This is a genomic window from Pseudoalteromonas sp. C12FD-1 (assembly GCF_037414265.1).
In the GTDB taxonomy this organism is placed as follows: domain Bacteria; phylum Pseudomonadota; class Gammaproteobacteria; order Enterobacterales; family Alteromonadaceae; genus Pseudoalteromonas.
In genome coordinates this window covers 342,963-365,418 of the sequence record NZ_JBBEVD010000069.1, presented here as the reverse complement: position 1 = coordinate 365,418, position 22,456 = coordinate 342,963, and the positions used below count along the sequence as shown (strand labels likewise).

Sequence of the window (22,456 nt, the reverse complement as noted above, 5' to 3'; positions counted from 1 at the left end):
CTTGGATATGTCTTTTTTTCTATATTCGCATGAAGGGCTAGCCCTTGTCATGCAAATGGTTAAATATCTTCTCAGCCATGTCAGGACTGATCCCAGGAACTTTCTTTAACTGTTCTATATTAGCAGCTTTTACCCCTTGCATGCCCCCTAAATATTTTAATAATGTTTGGCGGCGCTTAGAACCCACTCCGTTGATCTCTTCTAATAATGATTGCGTACGTTGTTTTTGGCGCTTATTACGGTGCCCTGCTATAGCAAATCGGTGAGATTCATCGCGAATATGTTGAATTAAATGAAGTGCTGGCGCATCCGAATCCATAGGAATTGTTTTACGCCCGCCATCGATTAGTAAGGTTTCTAGGCCTGGTTTCCTACTCGTGCCTTTTGCTACACCTACTAACAGCGGCATTTTTGCATGGGGCCAGGTGGCAAAGTACTGCTCTGCACGGCCCAACTGCCCTTTACCACCGTCAATAAATATAACGTCAGGGATTTTGTCTTCATCAACCACTTTGTTGTAGCGTTTGTTTAGTGCAAACTCCATTGCCGCGTAATCATCACCGCCGGTTATACCCGTTACGTTGTAGCGCCTATACTCTTTATTGTTAGGCCCTTGAGAATCGAATACGACACAACTGGCCACAGTGTTCTCCCCCATGGTATGGCTAATATCAAAACATTCCATTCTGTTTATATCATCTAAGCCTAGGGTCGCTTTTAATTGTGCATAACGTTTGTTTATAGAGTCTTGCGTGCTTTGTTTAACGGTAATGCTGTTTAATGCATTTTTATTAGCAAGCTGAAGGTATTGTGCTCGCTCTCCGCGGGTAACCACTTTAAGCGATACTTTGCGCTCACTAATTTGCGTAAGGGCTTCACTCAATACGCTACTTTCTTCAATCTCGAACGGTAAAATAATTTCTTTTGCTATGCGCCCTGTCGCGCCAGGCGCTAAATAATATTGCCCTAAAAACGAAGTAAGTATTTCCTCTTGCCCCGAATCTTTAGGTACTTTTGGAAAATAGGTTTTACTGCCTAGCACTTTATGATCGCGGATCATTAATAAATGAATTCCGTTTAATCCATTTAAGTGCGCAAAACCTACTACATCCATTTCAGCAAAATTACCTGAAATAGACTGCTGTTCCTGCATTTTGCGCAGTAGCATGATTTGGTCACGCACTTTAGCTGCGAGCTCAAAATTGAGGTCTTTACTCGCCGCTTCCATTTTTTTTATTAAATCGGCTATCACTTCGTGCGACTTACCCGTTAAAAACTTACGTACATAATCAACTTGTTCGCCGTACTCTTGCTCTGTCACTTTATTAACACACGGTGCTGAGCAGCGCTTTAGCTGATACTGTAAACACGGGCGGCTTCTGGCACGGTAGTAGGCATCTTCGCACTGACGAACAGGAAATATTTTTTGCATTAAACGCAAACTTTCCGACACGGCGCCAGCACTTGGGAAAGGCCCAAAGTACTCGCCTTTTACCTTGCGGCTACCTCTATGAAAGGCTAAACGCGGATGTTTATGATTTGTAAGTAATATATAAGGGTATGACTTATCATCACGTAATAAAATGTTATAACGCGGCTGATATTTTTTTATAAGGTTGTTTTCAAGCAGCAGGGCTTCAGTTTCGGTGTTTGTGAGGGTAACTTCAATATCGCAAATATTACTCACTAACACTCGGGTTTTACTGTCGGTTAGATTAGATCTAAAGTAACTACTTACCCGCTTTTTTAAGTTTTTAGCTTTACCGACATAAATAACTTGTTGTTCACTATCAAGCATACGGTATACACCCGGTTCACTTGATAGCGTTTTTAAAAATTGGCCGTGATCGAATTCAGACATAAATTAAAAAATTAATGAGATACGTCTATATCAATCATTTTATGGCGAATAGCCAAATGAGTAAGCTCTACGTCGCCCCCTACATTTAATTTTTCAAACATACGGTAACGGTAGCTGTTCACTGTTTTTGAACTTAAATTTAAGCGCTCGGCAATATCTTGTGCTTTTTCACCTTTGGTGATCATTAGCATAATTTGTAGCTCGCGCTCAGATAAGCTTTGAAACGGGTTTTCATCGGTACGCCCTGTTACTTGCGCAAGGGCAATTTGCTGTGCAATTTCTGGGGCGATATAACGCTGGCCTGCATGAACAGAACGTATAGCACGAACCATTTCATCAGAGCCTGCACCTTTGGTTAAAAAGCCATGCGCACCAATTTGCATTACTTTAGAAGGAAATGGGTCTTCGCAGTTAACTGTAAGCACAATAACTTTTACATCTGGGCAATAGCGGCAAATCTTTTTTGTGGCCTCTAAGCCACCCATGCCAGGCATATTCATATCCATTAATACAATATTAGGTGCGTGCTGGCGACAAAATTGTACCGCAGCCTCACCATCTTTAGCTTCGCCTACCACTTTAAAACCACGTACGTCATCTAATATACGTTTTATACCAGTTCGTACCAGCTCATGGTCATCAACTAAAAGCACATTAATCAATGTAATACCCTCATTAACCTAACAATACACGACTAAACAATTCAATTTGCCACATTACCACAGTTAAAGCGAAACAATAACTAATATTATTGCTTCGCTTTAGGTTTACTCATCTTTTAGCATTATTTGACTACAGCTAAAAACCAGTACTTTAGTTTTTTATTACGCTGCTTTTTCGCTAAAACGGTCTACCCATAGGGCAATAATACCATCGCCTGTTACATTACACGCTGTACCAAAGCTATCTTGCGCAAGGTAAAGTGCAATCATTAATGCAACAGCGCCCTCGTTAAAGCCAAGCATACTGGTCAATAAGCCCAGTGCCGACATTACTGCACCACCTGGTGCACCAGGCGCTGCAATCATTACTACTCCTAGCATCATAATAAATGGCAGCATGCCTATTAAAGAAGGCACTTCCATACTTGGCGATAAAAACATAACGGCCATAGCGCAGGTTACAATAGTGATTGTAGAACCCGATAAATGAATAGTTGCACACAAAGGAACAGTAAAGTTTGCTACATCTTCTTTAACATTATTTGCTTTACTTGATTGCAAAGACACCGGAATGGTTGCCGCGCTCGACATTGTCCCCAGCGCTGTAAAATAAGCAGGAAGCATATTTTTAACTAGCTCCAACGGGTTACGTTTAAGTAATACTCCCGTAGAAACATATAATACGCTTAACCATAGCCAATGCATGACAAGTGCTGCAATAAGCACTACACCAAAGGTTTGCAGTGTATCTACCACAGTACCTGCTACGGTCATTTCTGCAAATACACCCGCAATGTAAAATGGTAAAGCCGGAATAATTACTTTAGATAATAAAGCATCAATTACGTCGCGACCCTGATCAGAGACTTTTTTAAGTGTTTCTAGTTCCAGTTGGCTCATGCCTATACCAAAAACAAATGCTGTTACAAGCGCTGTCATTACACCCATCAGTGGTGGAATTTCTAAATCAATAAAACTACCAATTTCAGTGGCAACTTCGGCTTCAAACGTAATATTGCCACTTAACAGTGGAATAACCGCACTTACTAATAAAAAGGCAAGCGTGCCCGCAATTACCGTAGAGCTGTAAGCAAAGCCAACGGTTTTACCTAATAAATGGCCTGACCCTTTAGGTAAGCCAGCAATGCCCGAAGCAATAAAAAATAAAATAATTAATGGAATGGTAAAAGAAATGAGTTGGCCAATAAGCTCTTTAACAGTAAACAAAAGCTCAACACCTGTAAGAGGTACATAAAGCCCGACCAAAATACCGGCCACAATACCGGCAATTAATTTTAAGATTAACTTCATTGTGATTGCTTAGTTGAATATAGATAGAGTGTTTTTAACATGTTTTAGGCGCATTGTGTGATAAAAGTATTCAAGTTATATTCATGTGCACAAATAACACACAAAAACATCGCAATAATTAGCCTATCCTGTGCATTTTTTAACTACGTGGCAAAGTTTACTCTTTAAATTTAAAAATAAGCCCGCATCTTTAATAACTAAAGCAACAATAATAACTAATTTTTATTTCGGCTGGTTATAAGCCCAATAGATATATGTTATAGCCAAACTTTACTTTAGTTTTTTTAAACTCGCAGTAAAGTGTATTTATATAGTTAATAGCAAAGGCTATTAACACATTGATCAGATTGTATCCAAAGGAACATTATGTCTACTATTTTTGAAGATAACTCACTAAGCATTGGTAATACACCATTGGTAAGACTTAATCGCGTAACAGGCGGAAACGTTTACGCTAAAGTAGAATCGCGTAATCCTAGCTTTAGTATTAAATGTCGTATTGGTGCATCAATGATTTGGGAAGCTGAAAAATCAGGTCAGCTTGTCAAAGGTAAAGAACTAATTGAACCTACATCGGGTAATACAGGTATTGCCCTTGCATTTGTTGCAGCAGCACGTGGTTACAAATTAACACTCACCATGCCAAATACAATGAGCCTAGAGCGCCGCAAACTATTAAAAGCATTAGGCGCTAACTTAGTGCTTACCGATGGTGCTAAAGGTATGAATGGCGCAATTGAAAAAGCAAAAGAAATTCAAGCAACAGACCCAGAAAAATACATTTTATTACAACAGTTCGAAAACCCAGCTAACCCTAAGATTCACTTTGAAACAACCGGCCCAGAAATTTTTGACGCGCTTGATGGCAACATCGACTTTTTTGTAGCAGGTGTAGGCACTGGTGGTACTATTACAGGTGTTAGCCGTTACCTTAAAAACGAAAAAGGCTTAGACGTTAAGTCAATTGCTGTTGAACCTACTAGCTCGCCTGTTATTAGCCAAACACTTGCAGGCGAAGAAGTAAAACCAGGTCCACATAAAATTCAAGGTATTGGCGCAGGCTTTATTCCTGGCAACCTTGATTTAAGTGTGATTGATGGTGCAGAGCAAGTGTCAAACGAAGATGCGATTGCAATGGCCCATGAGCTAATGAAAAAAGAAGGTATTTTAGTGGGTATTTCATCAGGCGCAGCGGTTGTAGCCGCTAAACGTCTTGCTGAAAAGCCAGAAAACGCTGATAAAAATATTGTGGTTATTTTACCAAGTGCCACAGAGCGTTACCTGTCTAGCCCAATGTTCGCAGAAGAATTTAGCGAGCAAGAATTAGTACAGTAAACTTCTCTCCTTGAGATACTTAAAAGGATGCTTATGGCATCCTTTTTTATTATTTATTGTTCAATTTTCTATTTATTCCCCAGCGCTGCTTTACATCTTGTTTAATTAACCACACACTTTAAAAAAATTAATTAAAAACATTCAACATGAAAAAAATAACAGCTTATTTAAGTTTTATTGTATGCTTTTTTTTAGCCGCCTGTGGCGATAACGTACAAACACTGGGCGACTCACCAGGCGATACAGCCACCGCTTACTTTGATGCACTGTATAACCAAAAAGATTTACAAAAAGCCAGCACCATGGCCACCCCCAACCTCAGCCGGATTATGAAATCCTATGGTACTGCTAAGCAATTTGCCCGAAACTTAGTTAACCTGCAATACGATGAGGTTGTCATTGAAGTCGATATGACCAACATGAGCGTACGCGAACAATATGGTGATAACGCTAAAATAAACCTCATTTTTACAGGCTACTTTAATGGCGATAAAGTCGATGATATGCGCAGCGTTAAAATGCTTCGCAAAAAAGGGAAATGGTATATAGATAAAATAGTTGCAGACCCTTATGCTCGATAACTACTAACAAAAAAGGCCTTACATGCGTAAGGCCTTTTTTGTGTTTAGCGCTTGTCTTAAGCGTTATAATTCACCGGGTTGAAAGTTATCAACCGCAATGGCTTGTTTTCTAAGCTTGTTAGTATGGTGCATTGCATCGGCATCTGCTTGCTCTAAAAAGCCTTGCTCCAACGAATAATTAATTGCGCCTTCTATATCAAGCGTGGCAGGTACCTTACCACTGCGCTGCCATTGTTTTAAGTCTTTAAACTGTGCTTGCATATCATGCATAGCTAAAAACGCATTTTCCATCACGCCAGTGCCTGCATTTTCATCAACATAACATAAATGCGTTAAGCGATTTCTAAACACCCCAGGTTGCGTCATATGCTCACAAATACTTTGTGCTGTTTCATCACTTGGTTTGTGATAGTGATTCCCCAGCGGAAACACAATGCGTTTAAGTAAAAAGTTAACTACCGGATTTGAAAAGTTTTTGAAAAAACCATCAAACGCTTGACCAATTTCATACAATGAGTTTTCAATAGCGTATTTAACAAACGGTAAATCAGCTTGTTGGCGCCCTTCATCTTCAAAGCGCTTTAACACTGTAGACGCTAAATATAAATGACTAAGCACATCACCTAAGCGGGCCGAAATCATTTCTTTTCGTTTAAGCTCACCACCCAATACCAGCATGGCTACATCGGTTGTAAAAGCAAGGCCACGGCTCATTCTGCTTAATTGTTTGTAGTAAACAGCGGTTGCACCACATATAGGCGCTTTAGCAAAACAGCTACGAGTTAGACCATGCACAAAAGCCATACCCGCGTTACTTGCAGCAAATAAAATGTGCTTCATGAGCAAGCCGTCGAATTGATCAAGTGCTGCGTCGTCATCGTCCATTGCCGCAGCTTCCATTTCTTTTAACACAAACGGATGACAACGCGTGGCACCTTGGCCAAAAATCATTAAATTACGCGTTAAAATGTTTGCCCCTTCAACCGTAATTGATACCGGGATCCCCATATAGCCATGGGCTAAATAGTTATTAGGACCTACTTGAATACCTTTGCCCGAATGAATATCCATTGCATCGTTCATTACCGTACGCCCCATTTCAGTCATATGATATTTTGCAATGGCGGTAACAACTGATGGGCTTAGTTTTAAATCTATTGCGCCTGCGGTCATTAATCGTGCCGACTCAAGCGTATATGTTAACCCGCCAATACGGGCTAGTGCTTCTTGTACACCTTCAAATTGGCCAATTGATACACCAAACTGTTGGCGTACCATAGCGTAAGCAGAGGTCATTTTAGAGGCTAAATGCCCTGTTGCGGTACTTAGGGCAGGTAAAGAAATCCCACGCCCGGCACTTAAGCATTCAACCAGCATACGCCAGCCTCGCCCTGCGCCTTGCTGACCACCAATAATCCAATCTAGCGGAATAAATACGTCTTTACCGTACGTAGTCCCGTTCATAAATGCCATATTTAATGGGTAATGGCGCTCACCCGTTTCTACCCCTTCGTGATCTGTAGGGATTAACGCACAGGTAATGCCAAGCTCTTTTTCATCACCAAGTAGCCCATCGGGGTCATACATTTTAAAAGCAAGACCAAGTACTGTTGCAACCGGCGCAAGCGTAATATAGCGCTTAGACCAATTTAAACGCAGGCCTATTACCTCTTCACCATTATGCTGGCCTTTACATACTATGCCAGAGTCAGGAATACTACCTGCATCAGAGCCCGCTTCGGGTCCGGTAAGGGCAAAACATGGCACATCTTCACCATTGGCAAGCGTTGGTAACCAACGGTCTTGTTGCTCTTTTGTACCATAATGCAGTAACAGCTCGCCTGGGCCTAAGCTATTAGGAACCATAACAGTAACCGCCGCAGTTAAGCTTTTTGTGGCAATTTTTGACACTATGGTAGAGTTTGCAATCGCTGAGAACTCTCGTCCGCCAAATTTTTCAGGAATGATCAGCGCAAAAAAGCCCTCTGTTTTTAAGTAATCCCACACTTCTTTTGGCAGATCTTTGTCTTTTTGCACAATTTGATAATCATCTAGCATCGCCAGTAGCGTGTTAACCTGATTTTCCATGAAATCATTTTCTTTATCGCTAAGCTCAGGCCTTGGAAAACGATGTAGTTTTTGCCAATCTGGGTTACCACTAAATAGCTCACCATCCCACCATACATCACCGGCCTCCATTGCCTCTCGCTCAGTTTGCGAGAGCGGCGGAAGTACCTTTTTAAACATTTTAAACGTAGGACGGCTGATCAGGTTAAGGCGAATATCTTTGACTGCAAAAATAACCACCACCACGACCAGCAATATTATAAATACTGACATGAGCACATTCCTTTTACATTGAATGAAAATAGTAACTTAATTATGACCCATCTTAGTTTAAATACAATCATTGCGCGATACACTACACACCTTAACGTATTCATTTTATTGTTTTAAACATCGCTGCTATTATCACTCTCTTAATAACAATAAACCAAAGGAATACAATGAACACACCACGCTTTAAATTAAGTATGAGCGCCTTAATAGTCGCAAGCACATTAGCACTGAGCGCCTGTGAAGCTGAAATAGCCATAGACACTACCGATTCAGCACAATCAGAGTCTCCTCTTACAAAACAAGATGCCAATGCGTTTATTGCCAAAGCCGAGCAAGAGCTAAGCGAACTTTACCTAGAGTCGAGCCGCGCTGAGTGGATTTATGCAAATTTTATAACACACGACACCTCGGCGTTATCTGCCGAGGTTAATCGTAAAATGACAGAGTCGGTCGTACGTTTAGCTAATCAGGCAGCCCAATTTGACGACTTAGCGCTGGATTACGATGCACGCCGTAAGCTTAATAAACTTAAACTCGCGCTTACCTTACCCGCTCCCCAAAATGCTGAAAAAACAGCTCAGCTTTCAACTATTGTGGCAGAGCTAGGTGGTTTATACGGTAAAGGCAAATATTGTAAAGACGATGGCAGCTGTTTAAGCCTTGGTGATATGACCGCAAAAATGGCCACCAGCCGCGATTACAACGAGCTACTTGATTTATGGCAAGGGTGGCGTCAAATTTCAAAACCCATGCGCCCACTTTACGAGCAGCAAGTAACTCTTACCAACGAAGGGGCACAAGAGCTAGGTTATGCAGATACCGGCGCAATGTGGCGCAGCAAGTACGATATGCCCGCCGATGACTTTACAACCGAGCTTGACCGCATTTGGGGGCAAGTAAAACCACTATATAACTCCCTACACTGCCATGTACGTGCTAAATTAGGTGAAAAATACGGCACCGATAAAGTGCCACAAGATGAGCCTATACCTGCGCATTTATTAGGAAATATGTGGGCACAAGCGTGGGGTAACATTTACGATGTAGTCGCACCAGAAAACGCCGATCCGGGTTACGATGTTACCGAGCTATTAGCTAAAAATAATTACGACGAGCTTAAGATGGTAAAAGGGGCTGAAACCTTTTTTACCTCAATGGGATTTGAGCCACTGCCAGAGACCTTTTACGAGCGCTCGTTATTTGTAAAACCAAAAGACAGAGACGTGCAATGTCATGCATCTGCATGGAATATAGATAGCAAAGACGATTTACGTATTAAAATGTGTATTCAGCGCACGGGCGAAGAGTTTTCTGTTATTCATCATGAGCTAGGCCACAATTTTTATCAGCGCGCTTATAATAAACAGCCTTTATTTTATCAAGAAAGTGCCAACGATGGTTTTCATGAAGCGATTGGCGACACCATTGCCCTTTCAGTTACACCAGGCTACTTAAAGGAAATTGGCTTACTAGAACAAGTGCCTGATGAGTCAAAAGACATTGGCCTACTAATGAAAATGGCGCTAGATAAAGTGGCGTTTGTGCCATTTAGCTTAATGGTTGATCAATGGCGTTGGCAGGTATTTTCAGGGCAAGTAAAGCCGCAAGATTACAATAAAGCATGGTGGGAACTTCGCGAAAAGTACCAAGGTGTGCAAGCGCCTATCGCACGTAGCGAAGACGACTTTGATCCAGGTGCTAAATACCACGTACCAGGCAATACTCCTTATACACGTTACTTTTTAGCGCATATTTTACAGTTTGAGTTCCACCGTAGCTTATGTGAAATTGCCGGTAACGATAAAGCGATTCATCGCTGCTCTATTTATAACTCAAAAGAAGCAGGCGAAAAACTAAACGCAATGCTTGAGATGGGTTCATCTCGCCCATGGCAAGAAGCACTTGAAAGCATTACAGGCAAACCGCAAATGGATGCAACCGCCATGCTCGATTACTTTGCCCCACTGCAACGCTATTTAGATGAGCAAAACAAAGGCCGTAATTGCGGCTGGTAATATAATTAAGCTCAAACATTAAAAACAACAAAGCCCACTCATTTGAGCGGGCTTTTTATGCTTTTAATTAAGTACAGGGCTTAATTAAGTACAGGGCTTAATTAAAACTGAAAACGCATGTTTGCAAAGTATGCATCGTTATCAGAGTCATCTGCATTGTTCTCGTAACCTACTTTAAGACCAATGTTTTTATTGATGAAGTGCTGAGCACCAAAGCTGTAAGTATCTTGCTTGTTGTAGTTAGCAAATACAGACGTTGCTTTTGAGAAGTAGTAGTTAGTTTCTGCTACCCATTGGTTCTCTGCATCATCAATGCTTTCGTATTTACCTTCAAACGTTAAGAAGTTACCTTGCTGTAAATCAATAAAGTACTTAGCTGCAACGGCGCGGTAATCAAAATCGTCATCTGCGGTGAGTGTTACACCTACGTAATCTGTGCTGTTTAGCATGTGGTTGTATGCTAAATCAAATAAAGCATAGTCATCGCCGTCTTTGTTTTCAACAAGTGTTACTTTTGCTAGTAAGTCTGGGTTGAAAAAGTAACCGCCGGTTAGTTTGTAAAGTTCACCATTAGAGCCTGAATCTGGATCGTAGTTTTCGTATGATGCGCCAATTAAAAATTCATTAATAAAGTATTCGCCACCAACATTCGTTAAATCGCCAAAGTCGTCATCAGCGTAGCTACCGTAAACGTTAGTTTGCTTATTGATGTACTCAAACTGATCGTACGGCCCTAATGTTTTTTTAGGAGAAAGATAGTAAATAGAATCTACAGCAACGGTGTCGTTGTTATCGCTATCTTTGTAGCTTAAGTTACTGATTGAGTTATAGCTGTCTGCAGCAGCCGCAGTGCTAGATAATAAAATGCTTGAAATAATAACTGCTAATTTTTTCATTGTAAGACTTCCCTTTGTACATTGCTTTTTATGCTTTAGCTCATTGACTAAAGTGGGGACATGCTAACGCTGGGAAACTGAATGAAAACTTAATTAACTAGTTGTATTTATTAAGTTAATTGTAAGGAGGTGTAAGAAACTGTAAATTTAAAGTAGTTGCAACATATAGTCAACAACTACTTAAAACATGTGCATTATTTAAAGCGCGTGCTGGCTAATTACTCGGTACACTTCGTTAATATTATCACCCGATTTAAATTCTTTACTAATAGGCGTTGGATCTGACCCAATCCAAATTTTAAGCTCAGCGTCTAAGTCAAAGTGCCCTGCACTTTCTTTACTAAACTTAGTAATTTTAGAGTAAGCAATACTTACCATTTCCATTTTTGAGCCGGTCATACCTTGCTTATCAATTAAAATTAAACGCTTATTAGTAAAAATAAACATATCGCGAATCACCTTATAGGCTTTTTCTACTTGTTCGCCATCTATAAGTGTATTGGCAAGCACTTTTTCAAGATCTGAATCGTCTACTTCACTTGCATTACCCATTAAACCGCTTAGTAATCCCATTATACTTTCTCCTGTGTAAATATTTGATTTTCTAATGTGTGGCCATTTACTAACTGCCTATATTGCCAATTTTGCTGATGGCAAAAGTTTAATAAAGCAATATCAAGTGGCTCACCGGTTGGTTGGTACTCAATCACAAATTCTTTATGTTGGCTCATATACACACGGCTTACACCTGCTAACGCTTGTAGTTGCTGCTCAACATTTTGATACGCCTTGCTGAGCATTAAGGTATAAAAGTGTGTATCGGTATTATTCTCTTTAGTTTGATGCTCGCTCAAAATGCCTTGATCTAAATGCAAAACTTGCGAGCATAGGCGCTCAAGTTCGGTTAAATCGTGCGAGCTTAAAATAAAGGTGGCTTCTTCGCTTAAGCTCGATACCAGCTCGCGCACCTCTCTGGCATGAATTGGATCAAGCCCTGCTGTGGCTTCATCTAGCATTACAATTTTTGGTGCGCCAATCAACGCTTGCGCTATGGTTACGCGCTTTCGCATACCATGAGATAAATCGCCCGCACGCTGCTTAGCGACTTCTTTTAAGCCAACTAAATCAAGTACGCGCAGCGCTTCATTGTGGCTTTGTTTAGCGCCCATGCCTTGAAGCTTGCCATAAAACGCCAGTTGCTTATCTATATTAAAACGCGGATCTAACTGCGCATCTTGTGGCAATGCACTCACCTGGTTAAACAATGCAGCGCTTCCAGGCTTATGTCCTAAAATACTAAGCTCACCTTGGCTTGGGTTTATATACCCGCATAGCAAACTAAATAGTGTGGTTTTACCGGCGCCATTGGGGCCTACTAACGCCACAGGTGCACCTTTATTAATTTCAAAGCTTACGTTATTAAGTGCTTGCTTTGCACCATACGATTTACTTAAGCCGCTGGCTTTTATTAATACGCTCATAGCGAACTCCTTGTAAATATTCTATGTGCAATAGCAATAAATACCGCGCTTTGTATAAGCGGCACACCTAAGGCGCTCAATAAAGGTAAGTTTTGCCCAGCTAAAAGCTCAGAATTAACCCCAGGGAATATATAATCGAGCGCATTTAAAGCTGGTATCTGCCACGCCAATATACCCACAACAATACCGCCACCCGCAAAGTATAAAATAGCTAACACAATGGCTAAACGTGATGAGCGTGCAAATGTGTTTATCAAACTCATTAAGGCCACAAACGGGCTAAGTACTACCACAAGTATTAAAAATATTGATAACGCACGAAAAAAACCACTAACAAGTAAGCTTGGATCTCTAAACCCTAAAACCGCTAAAGTGGCTATAAGCGTAATAGCGACTAAGCAGGCTAATACGGCTAATTGACCTAAAAAACGTCCAAAAAGTATTTCAAAGCGTGTTGAGCGCAATGATAAAAACCGCAATGTGCCACGCTCTCTATCACCAACGGTTTGGTCGCTCGATATAAAAATAGCAAATAGCGGAAAACTATACAGGGCCACCAGCCAATACATGGCAAATTCGGCTTCTGGCCAATCAAGCAACTTACTTAAGCCAATACTGCCTGAAATATCGCGTGCCATTTGTTCAAAATTGGGGGCGCTGATAATACTGACCGCTTGACCTATCGGGTAGCGTAAAATAAGCAGCCAAACAAGGGCAAAGGCTGCCATTGCAATTAAGCCGCGTTTTGTTAAAAACATACGTACTAGCTCAAAGCCCGCTATTTGGGTTAATCGCCCCATGCTTACTAATGATGATGTTGCCATTGGCTTTCCTTAATGACGTTGCTCATGCTTTAAATTAAAGCGTAATGTAACCACAGTAAGTGTAAACACCTTGAATTACCAGCAAAAAAAGCTCACCTTAAGTGAGCTTTGTAACAAACCATTTAAATGTAACTGGCTAAACTTTATTTAAGCCAAATTTTATAAATGCTGTTGGTATACTTCAAGCGCTTGGCTTAAATCGTTAATTAAATCATCAATGTCTTCAAGGCCAATATGTAAGCGGATCACCGGGCCTAAATCCCAACCTGTATCTGAGCGAAGCCCTTTCATGGTTAAATTAGCCGTCACTAGGCTTTCAAAACCGCCCCACGAAAAGCCCATTTTAATATGCTCAAGGCTATCTAAAAATGCATCAATGGCTTTTTGGTTACCGGTTTTCATTACAATTGAAAACAACCCATTGCTGCCATCAAAGTCACGCTTAAAAAATTCATGCCCAGGACAGCTTTCAAATGCAGGATGGCGAATATGATCAACTAACTCATGTTGCTCAAGCCATTTTGCCACCTCTATAGCCGCCTTTTCGTGCTGATTTAAACGCACCGCCATCGTACGTAAACCTCTAAGCGCTAAATACGCATCATCAGCACTCGTGCACTGCCCTAATAAATACGACTGCTCACGCAGTATTGGCCAGTACTTTTTATTGGCAACCGCCACACCCATCATTACATCAGAGTGGCCAACAATGTACTTAGTGGCTGCTTGAATACTTATATCAACGCCGTGTTCTAATGGACGGTAATGCAGTCCATTACCGTAGGTGTTATCAAGCATGGTCATAATATTATGCTCGTTTGCTACCTTTACCATGGCTGGTACATCTTGTATTTCCATGGTTATAGAGCCCGGAGATTCTAAAAACAATACCTTCGTATTTGGCTCTATATACTCTTTAATACCCGCGCCAATCGTTGGAGGGTAGTAAGTGGTTGTTACCCCAAGGCCTGCTAAAATTTTATCGCAAAAGTCGCGCGTTGGCTCATACACGTTATCAACCATTAAAATATGATCGCCCGCTTTTACAAACGACAGCAACGCTTGGCTAATCGCCGCTGCACCGCATGGGTATAACGCGCAGCCTTCGCCGCCTTCAAGCTCAGTAATGGCTTCTTGTAGGGCAAAATGCGTACTTGTGCCACGGCGGCCATAAAATAAAGTTTTATCACCACGCGTTTTAGCGGCTTGTTTTAAATCGGCCACACTATCAAATACAATGGTAGAAGCGCGTTGTACGACTGGATTTACTACGCCATGGGTATAGGCTTTTTTGCGCCCAGATGACACTAACTGCGTGTTTTTATTTTTGCTCGACATTATCAATCCTTAAACCTTATTTGTAAGCCATTGTTCAATTAAAAAGCGTGAAATAGAGTCAACACGTGGGAGCTTATAATGTTCGCCCTCGTCGCCCATATTGCCAAACTCAGCTACCTCTTCGCGGGTAAACCATTTAGCATCATCTAATTCGTTTTTATCTACGTTAATTTGCTCCGTTTTAGCCTGTGCAATAAAGCCAAGCATAATAGAGGAAGGAAACGGCCAAGGCTGAGAAGCAATGTAACGTACGTTTTCAACGTCAACGCCCGCCTCTTCTTTTACTTCACGGGCCACTGCTTGCTCTAGTGTTTCACCTGGGTCAACAAACCCAGCAAGCGATGAATACATACCTTGCTGCCATATTGCTTGGCGACCCAATAAACAGCGCTCTACCCCATCGGCAAATACTTTTGTAACCACCATAATTACTGCCGGATCGGTGCGTGGGAATGTAGGGTGTTTACATTGCTCGTTTTCACATAAGCGTGAGTGCCCAGCTTCAACTAACTTATTTTTACTGCCACAACGCCCGCAAAAGCGATGTGTTGCGTGCCAGTAGCATAAACCACGCGCTAGTGCCGCAATTGAGCCGTCTTGCATAGCCACTTGTGGGCCATACTGGCGAATATCAAAAAATTGCGCATCGCCAATAATTGGGGCTAGCTCGTCATCGTGTATGGCCGACACATCAAGTGCAAATACACCGTGTTGTTCGTCATTTGAACCTAAGAACAGCGCATCTGATAAATCTAAATGGGCAATTTGTTGGTGTGTTAGGTAGCACACCTGTGGGGAATTTTTATAAAATAATGTATGGTTATTATTAACCAAAAGCCACTTACTTTGCGCCGACATTTTTGCGCTTAACCACGCAGCGTCTTTACGAAAATTAGAGCCTCTATCTAGTGGCATGTTGCTGTAATGAAGCATGTAAGTCCTTGGTAACTCGTTATGCTTTAAAATTACCATAACCTCTTAGTAAACCCAATTTATTACAGTAATAAATAAAGCCTATATTAACGATATAGGCTCTGTATTAAAAACTCTCATGTTGCAGGCACTTAGGCTCTTTTTTTTACGCTTTACAGTAGTAAACTATCATCAATTAAATGAAACTGCTCAGCACTTTGTTTAAGTACCTCGGCAGTTAACTTATCCGCGCCATACACATCGCATGGTACATTATATTGGTGTTTTAAATGCCCTAATAATAAAGCAAAGTCACCATCGCCAGAGAGTAAAATAACTTTATCGAGATTTTTACCTTGCTCTAGCATATCTATCGTTATGCCTACGTCCCAATCGCCCTTCGCGCTGCCATCTCGACGCTGAATAAACGGCTTTAGTTTTACTTCAAAACCAATAGCGCGCAAAATGTTTTGAAACTGGTTTTGTTTTTCATCACCACGATGAATTGCATACGCAAAAGCACAATCAATTGTGTATTGCTGTTTCATTTGCGCCCAAAAGGCATTGTAATCAAAATTTTTGCGGTAGCTCTCACGGCATGTGTAATAAATATTTTGTACATCAACAAAAATACCAACACGGGGTTTATTGTTTTGCGGCTCGTTATGTGAAGTCATTTATTTTCCTAAGTGGATAAAGGCAAATGGCCCAATTAACGTCGGGGCCATAAATGAGTGTTCCTTGCAATTATGCTTTAAGTAACCTAAATTGGTTACTTAATTAAATGTAACCAAATTTGGTTACTTAAGCCTATGTAACCTAAACTGGTTACTTATTGGATTTTTATGATTGGTGTGATCAGCGGCGATATCATTAAATCGCAAAAAATACCTAAACAGCAGTACGATGCCATGCTTTATCAGCTAGCGCAAAGTTTGCGTGCAGTTTGTAGCAAAACAACACTTTGGAACATTTACCGGGGTGATGCATTTCAGCTGCAAGTAAACCAAAGCGAAGCGTTGATTAAAACCGCGATTTTAATTTACCTGCAGTTAAAGTCAGCCGGATATGAACTCAGACAAAGCATGGCTCTTGGCAGCATTGATAACCCACGCAGTGACATTAAAACAGCAACGGGGTCTGCGTTTGTACTTTCAGGGCAAGGCCTTGATAATATAGCGAATCAACGCTTTGTTTTTACTATTGCACAACAAACAGTAGATGAAAGCTTTGATCTTAATCTTGCCTTTGTTGATACCTTACTGAGCAAAATAACGCAAAAGCAGGCCAACGCTTTGTATGTGTATTTAACACACACAGATAACAACCACGCAGCCCTTGCTAAAGAGCTAAATACGAGCCGCGAAAACGTCACTAAGCTGCTTAATTTAGCCAATTATCAGCTCATAGAGCGCTTTATAGTGCACAGCGAGCAAGTTATAAAAACGATATTAAAAGGAGTGGTATAATGGCGTTTTCATTATTGCTCGTGGCACTTATTATTGGCCACCTACTCGCTGATTTTTACTGGCAACCTATGAGCTGGGTAAACAATCGAAACACCCGCCATTTTAAAGCTAAAAAGCTCTACTTGCATGTGCTTGTTCATGGCATTACGAGCGCTATAATACTTACCACTTGGGAATACACAATCGGCTGGCAGCAACTAAGTACTGTGTTACTTGCCACAGCTGTAATTATGCTTAGCCATTACTTTATTGATATTGCAAAGTCGTATTCTAATAAAGGCGTTGTGCCCTTTTTACTCGACCAAATAGCACATATAGCCGTAATAATAACACTGTGTATTTATATAACTGATAACCAAAGTTTAATGGCACATGTATACGCACTTGCCACAAATCCTAAAGTACTTTGGGTTGTGTGTGGTTATTTAATTATATTAAGCCCCACTGCGGTATTTATAAGAATGATGCTAGAGAGGCTCACCGCTAACTTTTCAAGCGAGGGCAGCTTGCCATTGGCTGGGCAAAGCATTGGAATGTTAGAGCGTGTATTAATGCTGAGCTTTATTTTGCTCGATCAGTTTGCTGGAGTTGGCTTTTTGCTCGCTGCAAAGTCGGTATTTAGGTTTGGTGATTTAAGTGCCAGTAAAGATAAAAAGCTCACCGAGTACGTAATGCTAGGCACCTTACTAAGCGTAAGTGTTACTTTATTTGTAGGTTTAGCCGTTAATTATTTAATTAGGTAGAGCATACATTAAGTATAAATAACAGATAATAAAAAACGCGCTACTTTTATTAAAAAGGGAGCGCGTTTTTTATTGGCGTTTAATTAAAGGCCAATACAATCATTAATAATGCTTAATCGTTATTATTTGGACGACGACGGCGCTGGCCATTACCACCAACCGATTGACGTTTTGCCCACGGGTTTTGTGCATTATCATCTGTTTTAGCCGCAGGCTTTTTAGACCCACCACGACGAGGGCCAGTACCGTTACCACCATTGTTAGGCTTTTTGCTATTAGGCTTATCAGACTTTGGTTTGTTAAACGGCTGCTTTGCCTTTTTAGGTTTTTTAGGTTTAATTGGACGAGCATCTAATGCACGCTCTGGTACTGGGTTAGTTGGTTCAAACCCCTCTTCCTCAGCTCGTGGAATAAGCTCACCTATAAAGCGTTCAATGCCGTACAAGTCGGCAGCATCATCGACTGTTACAAACGAAATAGCATGGCCCGATGCACCAGCACGACCTGTACGGCCAATACGGTGTACGTAATCTTCATATACATTTGGTAAGTCGTAGTTTACAACATGCGGAAGCTCAACAATATCAAGACCACGTGCCACAATATCGGTGGCAACTAACACACGTACTTCACCACTTTTAAAGCCATCTAATGCTTTAACACGGGCACCTTGTGATTTATTACCATGAATAGCGGCGCCTACTATGTCGTCACGTTCAAGTTGTTTAACTAAACGGTTAGCACCGTGTTTAGTGCGGCTAAATACTAAAACTTGTTGCCAATCGTTACTACGAATTAAATGGCTTAATAAAGCTGTTTTACGTGATTTATCAACCGCATACACACTTTGTGTAACGCTTTTAGCTGTGGTGTTTTTTGCCGCTACTGATATTTCAACAGGGTCGTTAATTAACCCTTTTGCTAAAGCGCGAATATCATCAGAAAACGTTGCCGAAAACATTAAGTTTTGACGTTTAGTAGGCATTTTAGCAATAAGGCGTTTAATGTCGTGAATAAAGCCCATATCAAGCATGCGGTCAGCTTCATCAAGAACCAGCACTTCAACGCTATCAAACTTAACTGCGTTTTGATTATGTAAATCAATTAAACGCCCAGGCGTTGCCACTAAAATATCAACCCCTTTACGAAGGCGCTGCATTTGTGGGTTTATTTTTACGCCGCCGTACACTACAAACGAACTTACATCTGAATGCTTAGCGTATTCTTCAACGTTTTCGCTTACCTGCAAAGCCAGCTCGCGCGTGGGTGCTAAAATAAGCGCGCGTACATGGTTACTTTTTGCTTTACTGCCTTTAGATAACAGCTCAATTAGCGGTAACGTAAAGCCAGCGGTTTTACCTGTGCCCGTTTGTGCAGCCGCCATCACATCGCGACGTTCAATAATTGCAGGAATTGCTTGAGCCTGAATAGGCGTTGGCGTTTCATAGCCCTTTTCTAAAACCGCGTTAACTAAAGACTGTGATAAACCTAAACCATCAAAACTCATAAAATCTCTCAATAAAATAAAGGCCAAACCGGCCAAGGGCGCATTATACGCAACTAACTTAGAAATGCATGAAAATATTCACTTAGCAAATTAAGTGCTAACCTTAAAGCAGCTAATAACAATACAAATCAACGCGATGACATTAAAAACTAAAGCAAACCAAATAACGCTTAAGCAATGCCTAGAAAGTATAGATTCTAAGCGTATTGAAGACACACAAACCTTACTAACCCTGTTTGAAAAAGTCACAGGGGCAAAGCCTGTTATATGGGGTAAAGATATTATAGGGTTTGACCAATACAACTATAAGTACGACTGCGGCCGCACAGGTGAATGGCCAATTACGGGGTTTTCACCGCGCAAAACTAAGCTTTCTATTTATATTATGCCTGGCTTTGGTCACCCCAAAATAGCGGCATTATTAAATAAGCTTGGTAAACATAGCCTAGGTAAAAGCTGTTTGTACGTGACAAGATTGGAAAATATCGATTTAGCTATACTTGAGCAAATAATTGCTGAGTCGGTTTTAATTATGAAGCAAACTTACCCAAAAAATTAGTTGTTCTCAACAATTGCTCTGTATTCATGAAGTCGTAAATGAGCATTTATTAACGCAGGTAGCTACACGTTTGGCCTCTAAAATGATTAAACATAATTGCTCATTGGTATAACCTTGCTTAAAAACAACAAAAGCGGCTAAAAGCCGCTTTTGGTTTATATTTAACTTAATAAATATAATGTTATTTAACACCTAGTTCGCGTAAACGCTCTTGTAGGTAGCTGTCTGCAGTGTAGCGCTCAGAAAGCACAACATCCGGACGTGGGTGTAAAAACAGCGGTAAAGAAATACGCGACTTAGTCGACGCTTTACCCGTTGGGTTAATTACACGGTGAATAGTCGATGGGAAATATCCACCCGACGCTTCTTGTAGCATGTCACCAATATTAATAATTAAACTGCCAAAATCACACGGTACGTCTAACCAACCACCATCGGTTTTTTGAACTTGTAAACCAGGCTCGTTTGACGCCGGTAATACAGTTAATAAGTTAATGTCACCATGTGCTGCAGCGCGAATAGCACCTGGCTCTTCGTCACCCGTCATTGGTGGGTAATGCAAAATACGTAGCAATGTTTGCTCAGAATCAGCAATCATGTCTTTTAAATCAATAGAAAACTTAGCACGTACATCGGCTGGTGCCTCTGCTTGAACCCAGCTTAAAAGCGTTGCTGCAAATTCGTTAGCTAAGCGGTAGTACTCACGTACGTCAGCTTCAAGCTGCGCTGGAACACGGCCTTTAGGGTAAACATGAAAGTACTCTTTAATGTCTTTTACTGTAAAGCCTTTAGCTACCTCAGATACAGAAGGCGGAAAATAGCCGTCTTGTGTTTCTTTAGAAAATAAAAAGTCGTGCTTTTGCTCTGAGTTAAAAAAGTCTTGCCACTTTTCGTAAATAGACTCAACTAAAGATTGCGGGATTGGGTGATTTTTTAATACACCAAAACCGGTGTTTCTTAACGATTCAACAAATTGAGCAGCCGCATCGGGAGCTTTATAATCAACAGTAGGTAATTGCATTGTACGTTCCAGTGAATAGGTTGTAAGAACAGTGCCGCTTTAAATATAGCTAATATGCCAAAATAAAGTAGCAAAGCCTTAATTATAGCGCTGTGCGAGGATAGACAAACCACCCTAAAAACATAAGGACAAATGTCCGCAAGGTGAATTAGTAAACAACTTACTTGATCGAGATCAAAATATAAAAAACATTGAAATTGCACTCATTAGTGCTTATATCTTATCTATTATTTTAACGTATTTTAATGAAACACTAAGGCTCATCTATGCGACAAAAAGTATCTTTTAAAAGCGGCGATTTAGAACTTGCAGGCCAGCTTGAACGTCCAGCAGGCGATGTAAAGTTTTATGCTTTATTTGCACATTGCTTTACCTGCGGTAAAGATATTGCTGCCGCTACGCGCATAAGCCGCGCCCTTACCCAGCAAGGTATTGCCGTACTGCGCTTTGACTTTACCGGCCTTGGCAATAGCGACGGCGACTTTGCCAACAGTAACTTTTCATCCAACATTCAAGATTTAGTGGCCGCAGCTGATCACCTGCGTACGCACTTTGATGCACCACAATTATTAATTGGCCACAGCTTAGGCGGCGCTGCCGTACTGGCTGCTGCAGAGCATATTCCTGAGGTATCGGCTATTACTACCATTGGCGCACCATCAGATGCACAACACGTTACACATAACTTTGAAGCCCATTTAGAGGAAATAAACGCTGCAGGCGAGGCTAAAGTGAGCTTAGCTGGTCGTGAATTTACTATTAAAAAGCAATTTATAGACGACATAGCAAAATACGATAAAAGCCATATTAGTAAACTAAAACGCGCCCTGTTAGTTATGCACTCGCCAATTGACGCCACAGTAAATATTTCTGAAGCCGAAAAAATTTACAGCAGTGCTAAGCACCCTAAAAGTTTTATTAGCCTAGATAACGCTGATCACCTACTAAGTAATAAAAACGATGCTGATTACGCCGCTACCATGATTGCAAACTGGGCTACCCGCTACGTTAAATATGAGCAAAATAGCTACAGCGCAAAATTAGAAAACGGCAAAGTACTGGTTGAAGAAAAAGACCATATATTTACTCAGCACGTCAGTACAAAAGATCATACGTGGCTTGCCGATGAGCCATTAAAGGTAGGTGGCAGTAATTTAGGCCCCGATCCTTACGACCATATACTCGCAGGCCTAGGCGCCTGTACCTCAATGACACTGCGTATGTACGCAAGTTTAAAAAAGCTGCCGCTTGAACATGTAAAAGTGGAACTTGAACACACCCGCGACTACTACCAAGATTGCGACAATGGCGAGTGCACACAAAACCTTGAAGCCATCACCCGTAAAATTACCCTACGCGGCGATTTAACCGAAGCACAACGCCAACGCCTGCTAGAAATAGCCGATAAATGCCCAGTGCATAAAACCCTGCATAACAGCCCAATTGTAGTCAGTGAGTTAGTTGAGTAACTAAAACATAAATAGCGCAGCTGTGGCTGCGCTATCTTAGATGTTCAATAAAGCAATCTCACAATCTAAGATAAAATATAGGGGTTGAATAATAGGTACAACTCTAGTAATTTGTTAGTGAAATTATACAAC

General features: G+C 41.0%; 20 protein-coding genes. 7 read left to right on the top strand and 13 right to left on the bottom strand.

Annotated features, from left to right (window positions below; genetic code table 11):
- Positions 1-37: 37 nt before the first annotated feature.
- The 3 genes from uvrC to WDB87_RS11685 all read right to left on the bottom strand — a co-directional run bounded on the left by uvrC (position 38) and on the right by WDB87_RS11685 (position 3,834).
- Complete coding sequence (uvrC, locus tag WDB87_RS11695; protein WP_337849965.1) at positions 38-1,861, bottom strand: excinuclease ABC subunit UvrC; 1,824 nt, start codon at positions 1,859-1,861, stop codon at positions 38-40.
- Positions 1,862-1,872: 11 nt separating this feature from the next.
- Positions 1,873-2,523, bottom strand: coding sequence for a UvrY/SirA/GacA family response regulator transcription factor (uvrY, locus tag WDB87_RS11690; protein ID WP_337849964.1), 651 nt, complete (start codon positions 2,521-2,523; stop codon positions 1,873-1,875).
- A 162-nt stretch (positions 2,524-2,685) separates the two neighbouring features.
- Positions 2,686-3,834: a dicarboxylate/amino acid:cation symporter gene (locus WDB87_RS11685; RefSeq protein ID WP_286246817.1), complete on the bottom strand. Its 1,149-nt coding sequence runs from the start codon at positions 3,832-3,834 to the stop codon at positions 2,686-2,688.
- A 366-nt stretch (positions 3,835-4,200) separates the two neighbouring features.
- Between WDB87_RS11685 and cysK the strand changes: the two genes are divergently transcribed.
- Together cysK and WDB87_RS11675 are read left to right on the top strand one after the other, a co-directional pair.
- Entirely contained in the window at positions 4,201-5,169 is a 969-nt protein-coding gene (gene cysK / locus WDB87_RS11680) for a cysteine synthase A (RefSeq protein WP_337849963.1), read from the top strand.
- Between the two features lie 146 nt (positions 5,170-5,315).
- Entirely contained in the window at positions 5,316-5,750 is a 435-nt protein-coding gene (locus tag WDB87_RS11675; RefSeq protein ID WP_286246813.1) for a hypothetical protein, read from the top strand.
- A 63-nt stretch (positions 5,751-5,813) separates the two neighbouring features.
- On the opposite strand, the gene WDB87_RS11670 is transcribed toward WDB87_RS11675, so the two are convergent.
- Positions 5,814-8,090 carry an acyl-CoA dehydrogenase gene (locus tag WDB87_RS11670; protein WP_337849962.1) on the bottom strand — a complete coding sequence of 759 codons (2,277 nt, stop codon included), beginning with the start codon at positions 8,088-8,090 and terminating at the stop codon, positions 5,814-5,816.
- A gap of 167 nt (positions 8,091-8,257) precedes the next feature.
- Here WDB87_RS11670 and WDB87_RS11665 point away from each other — a divergent pair, with 167 nt between their 5' ends.
- The gene (locus WDB87_RS11665; RefSeq protein WP_337849961.1) at positions 8,258-10,105 is read left to right on the top strand and encodes a M2 family metallopeptidase; all 1,848 of its coding nucleotides are present in this window, start codon (positions 8,258-8,260) and stop codon (positions 10,103-10,105) included.
- A gap of 101 nt (positions 10,106-10,206) precedes the next feature.
- Here the strand turns inward: WDB87_RS11665 and WDB87_RS11660 are convergent, their stop codons facing one another.
- The 7 genes from WDB87_RS11660 to WDB87_RS11630 form a co-directional block, all read right to left on the bottom strand.
- Positions 10,207-11,001 carry a putative porin gene (locus WDB87_RS11660; RefSeq protein ID WP_337849960.1) on the bottom strand — a complete coding sequence of 265 codons (795 nt, stop codon included), beginning with the start codon at positions 10,999-11,001 and terminating at the stop codon, positions 10,207-10,209.
- A gap of 198 nt (positions 11,002-11,199) precedes the next feature.
- Positions 11,200-11,574, bottom strand: a complete 375-nt coding sequence (locus tag WDB87_RS11655; RefSeq protein WP_004589518.1) for a PH domain-containing protein — start codon at positions 11,572-11,574, stop codon at positions 11,200-11,202.
- Positions 11,574-12,482 carry an ABC transporter ATP-binding protein gene (locus WDB87_RS11650; RefSeq protein ID WP_286246799.1) on the bottom strand — a complete coding sequence of 303 codons (909 nt, stop codon included), beginning with the start codon at positions 12,480-12,482 and terminating at the stop codon, positions 11,574-11,576. The genes WDB87_RS11655 and WDB87_RS11650 overlap by 1 nt, the downstream gene beginning before the upstream one ends.
- A complete protein-coding gene (locus WDB87_RS11645; RefSeq protein WP_337849959.1) occupies positions 12,479-13,306 on the bottom strand; it encodes an ABC transporter permease subunit in 828 nt (275 codons plus the stop codon). Before WDB87_RS11645 ends, WDB87_RS11650 begins: the two co-directional genes overlap by 4 nt.
- 159 nt (positions 13,307-13,465) lie before the next feature.
- Entirely contained in the window at positions 13,466-14,644 is a 1,179-nt protein-coding gene (locus WDB87_RS11640; protein WP_337849958.1) for a cystathionine beta-lyase, read from the bottom strand.
- Between the two features lie 9 nt (positions 14,645-14,653).
- Positions 14,654-15,577, bottom strand: a complete 924-nt coding sequence (gene nudC / locus WDB87_RS11635) for an NAD(+) diphosphatase (protein WP_286246793.1) — start codon at positions 15,575-15,577, stop codon at positions 14,654-14,656.
- 152 nt (positions 15,578-15,729) lie between these two features.
- Positions 15,730-16,233, bottom strand: a complete 504-nt coding sequence (locus tag WDB87_RS11630; RefSeq protein ID WP_089347278.1) for a LabA-like NYN domain-containing protein — start codon at positions 16,231-16,233, stop codon at positions 15,730-15,732.
- A 168-nt stretch (positions 16,234-16,401) separates the two neighbouring features.
- Between WDB87_RS11630 and WDB87_RS11625 the strand changes: the two genes are divergently transcribed.
- A complete protein-coding gene (locus WDB87_RS11625) occupies positions 16,402-17,025 on the top strand; it encodes a hypothetical protein (RefSeq protein ID WP_286246788.1) in 624 nt (207 codons plus the stop codon).
- The gene (locus WDB87_RS11620) at positions 17,025-17,768 is read left to right on the top strand and encodes a DUF3307 domain-containing protein (protein ID WP_337849957.1); all 744 of its coding nucleotides are present in this window, start codon (positions 17,025-17,027) and stop codon (positions 17,766-17,768) included. Before WDB87_RS11625 ends, WDB87_RS11620 begins: the two co-directional genes overlap by 1 nt.
- 112 nt (positions 17,769-17,880) lie before the next feature.
- On the opposite strand, the gene WDB87_RS11615 is transcribed toward WDB87_RS11620, so the two are convergent.
- Complete coding sequence (locus tag WDB87_RS11615) at positions 17,881-19,275, bottom strand: DEAD/DEAH box helicase (protein WP_337849956.1); 1,395 nt, start codon at positions 19,273-19,275, stop codon at positions 17,881-17,883.
- A 94-nt stretch (positions 19,276-19,369) separates the two neighbouring features.
- Between WDB87_RS11615 and WDB87_RS11610 the strand changes: the two genes are divergently transcribed.
- Entirely contained in the window at positions 19,370-19,834 is a 465-nt protein-coding gene (locus WDB87_RS11610; RefSeq protein ID WP_337849955.1) for a DUF1801 domain-containing protein, read from the top strand.
- 181 nt (positions 19,835-20,015) lie between these two features.
- On the opposite strand, the gene WDB87_RS11605 is transcribed toward WDB87_RS11610, so the two are convergent.
- Positions 20,016-20,855, bottom strand: coding sequence for an isopenicillin N synthase family dioxygenase (locus WDB87_RS11605; protein WP_286246781.1), 840 nt, complete (start codon positions 20,853-20,855; stop codon positions 20,016-20,018).
- 266 nt (positions 20,856-21,121) lie between these two features.
- On the opposite strand from WDB87_RS11605, the gene WDB87_RS11600 reads away from it, so the two are divergent.
- Positions 21,122-22,324: a bifunctional alpha/beta hydrolase/OsmC family protein gene (locus WDB87_RS11600; protein ID WP_337849954.1), complete on the top strand. Its 1,203-nt coding sequence runs from the start codon at positions 21,122-21,124 to the stop codon at positions 22,322-22,324.
- Positions 22,325-22,456 lie beyond the last annotated feature (132 nt).

What these genes read in the sequence shown, in the direction of transcription:
- WDB87_RS11650 (WP_286246799.1), bottom strand. Translation starts at nt 12,482, where the DNA reads ATGAGCGTATTAATAAAAGCCAGCGGCTTAAGTAAATCGTATGGTGCA.
- nudC (WP_286246793.1), bottom strand. Translation starts at nt 15,577, where the DNA reads ATGCTTCATTACAGCAACATGCCACTAGATAGAGGCTCTAATTTTCGT.
- WDB87_RS11685 (WP_286246817.1), bottom strand. Translation starts at nt 3,834, where the DNA reads ATGAAGTTAATCTTAAAATTAATTGCCGGTATTGTGGCCGGTATTTTG.
- WDB87_RS11645 (WP_337849959.1), bottom strand. Translation starts at nt 13,306, where the DNA reads ATGGCAACATCATCATTAGTAAGCATGGGGCGATTAACCCAAATAGCG.
- uvrC (WP_337849965.1), bottom strand. Translation starts at nt 1,861, where the DNA reads ATGTCTGAATTCGATCACGGCCAATTTTTAAAAACGCTATCAAGTGAA.
- WDB87_RS11665 (WP_337849961.1), top strand. Translation starts at nt 8,258, where the DNA reads ATGAACACACCACGCTTTAAATTAAGTATGAGCGCCTTAATAGTCGCA.
- WDB87_RS11640 (WP_337849958.1), bottom strand. Translation starts at nt 14,644, where the DNA reads ATGTCGAGCAAAAATAAAAACACGCAGTTAGTGTCATCTGGGCGCAAA.
- cysK (WP_337849963.1), top strand. Translation starts at nt 4,201, where the DNA reads ATGTCTACTATTTTTGAAGATAACTCACTAAGCATTGGTAATACACCA.
- WDB87_RS11625 (WP_286246788.1), top strand. Translation starts at nt 16,402, where the DNA reads ATGATTGGTGTGATCAGCGGCGATATCATTAAATCGCAAAAAATACCT.
- WDB87_RS11620 (WP_337849957.1), top strand. Translation starts at nt 17,025, where the DNA reads ATGGCGTTTTCATTATTGCTCGTGGCACTTATTATTGGCCACCTACTC.
- WDB87_RS11660 (WP_337849960.1), bottom strand. Translation starts at nt 11,001, where the DNA reads ATGAAAAAATTAGCAGTTATTATTTCAAGCATTTTATTATCTAGCACT.
- WDB87_RS11630 (WP_089347278.1), bottom strand. Translation starts at nt 16,233, where the DNA reads ATGACTTCACATAACGAGCCGCAAAACAATAAACCCCGTGTTGGTATT.
- WDB87_RS11615 (WP_337849956.1), bottom strand. Translation starts at nt 19,275, where the DNA reads ATGAGTTTTGATGGTTTAGGTTTATCACAGTCTTTAGTTAACGCGGTT.
- WDB87_RS11605 (WP_286246781.1), bottom strand. Translation starts at nt 20,855, where the DNA reads ATGCAATTACCTACTGTTGATTATAAAGCTCCCGATGCGGCTGCTCAA.
- WDB87_RS11600 (WP_337849954.1), top strand. Translation starts at nt 21,122, where the DNA reads ATGCGACAAAAAGTATCTTTTAAAAGCGGCGATTTAGAACTTGCAGGC.
- WDB87_RS11655 (WP_004589518.1), bottom strand. Translation starts at nt 11,574, where the DNA reads ATGGGATTACTAAGCGGTTTAATGGGTAATGCAAGTGAAGTAGACGAT.
- WDB87_RS11675 (WP_286246813.1), top strand. Translation starts at nt 5,316, where the DNA reads ATGAAAAAAATAACAGCTTATTTAAGTTTTATTGTATGCTTTTTTTTA.
- WDB87_RS11670 (WP_337849962.1), bottom strand. Translation starts at nt 8,090, where the DNA reads ATGTCAGTATTTATAATATTGCTGGTCGTGGTGGTGGTTATTTTTGCA.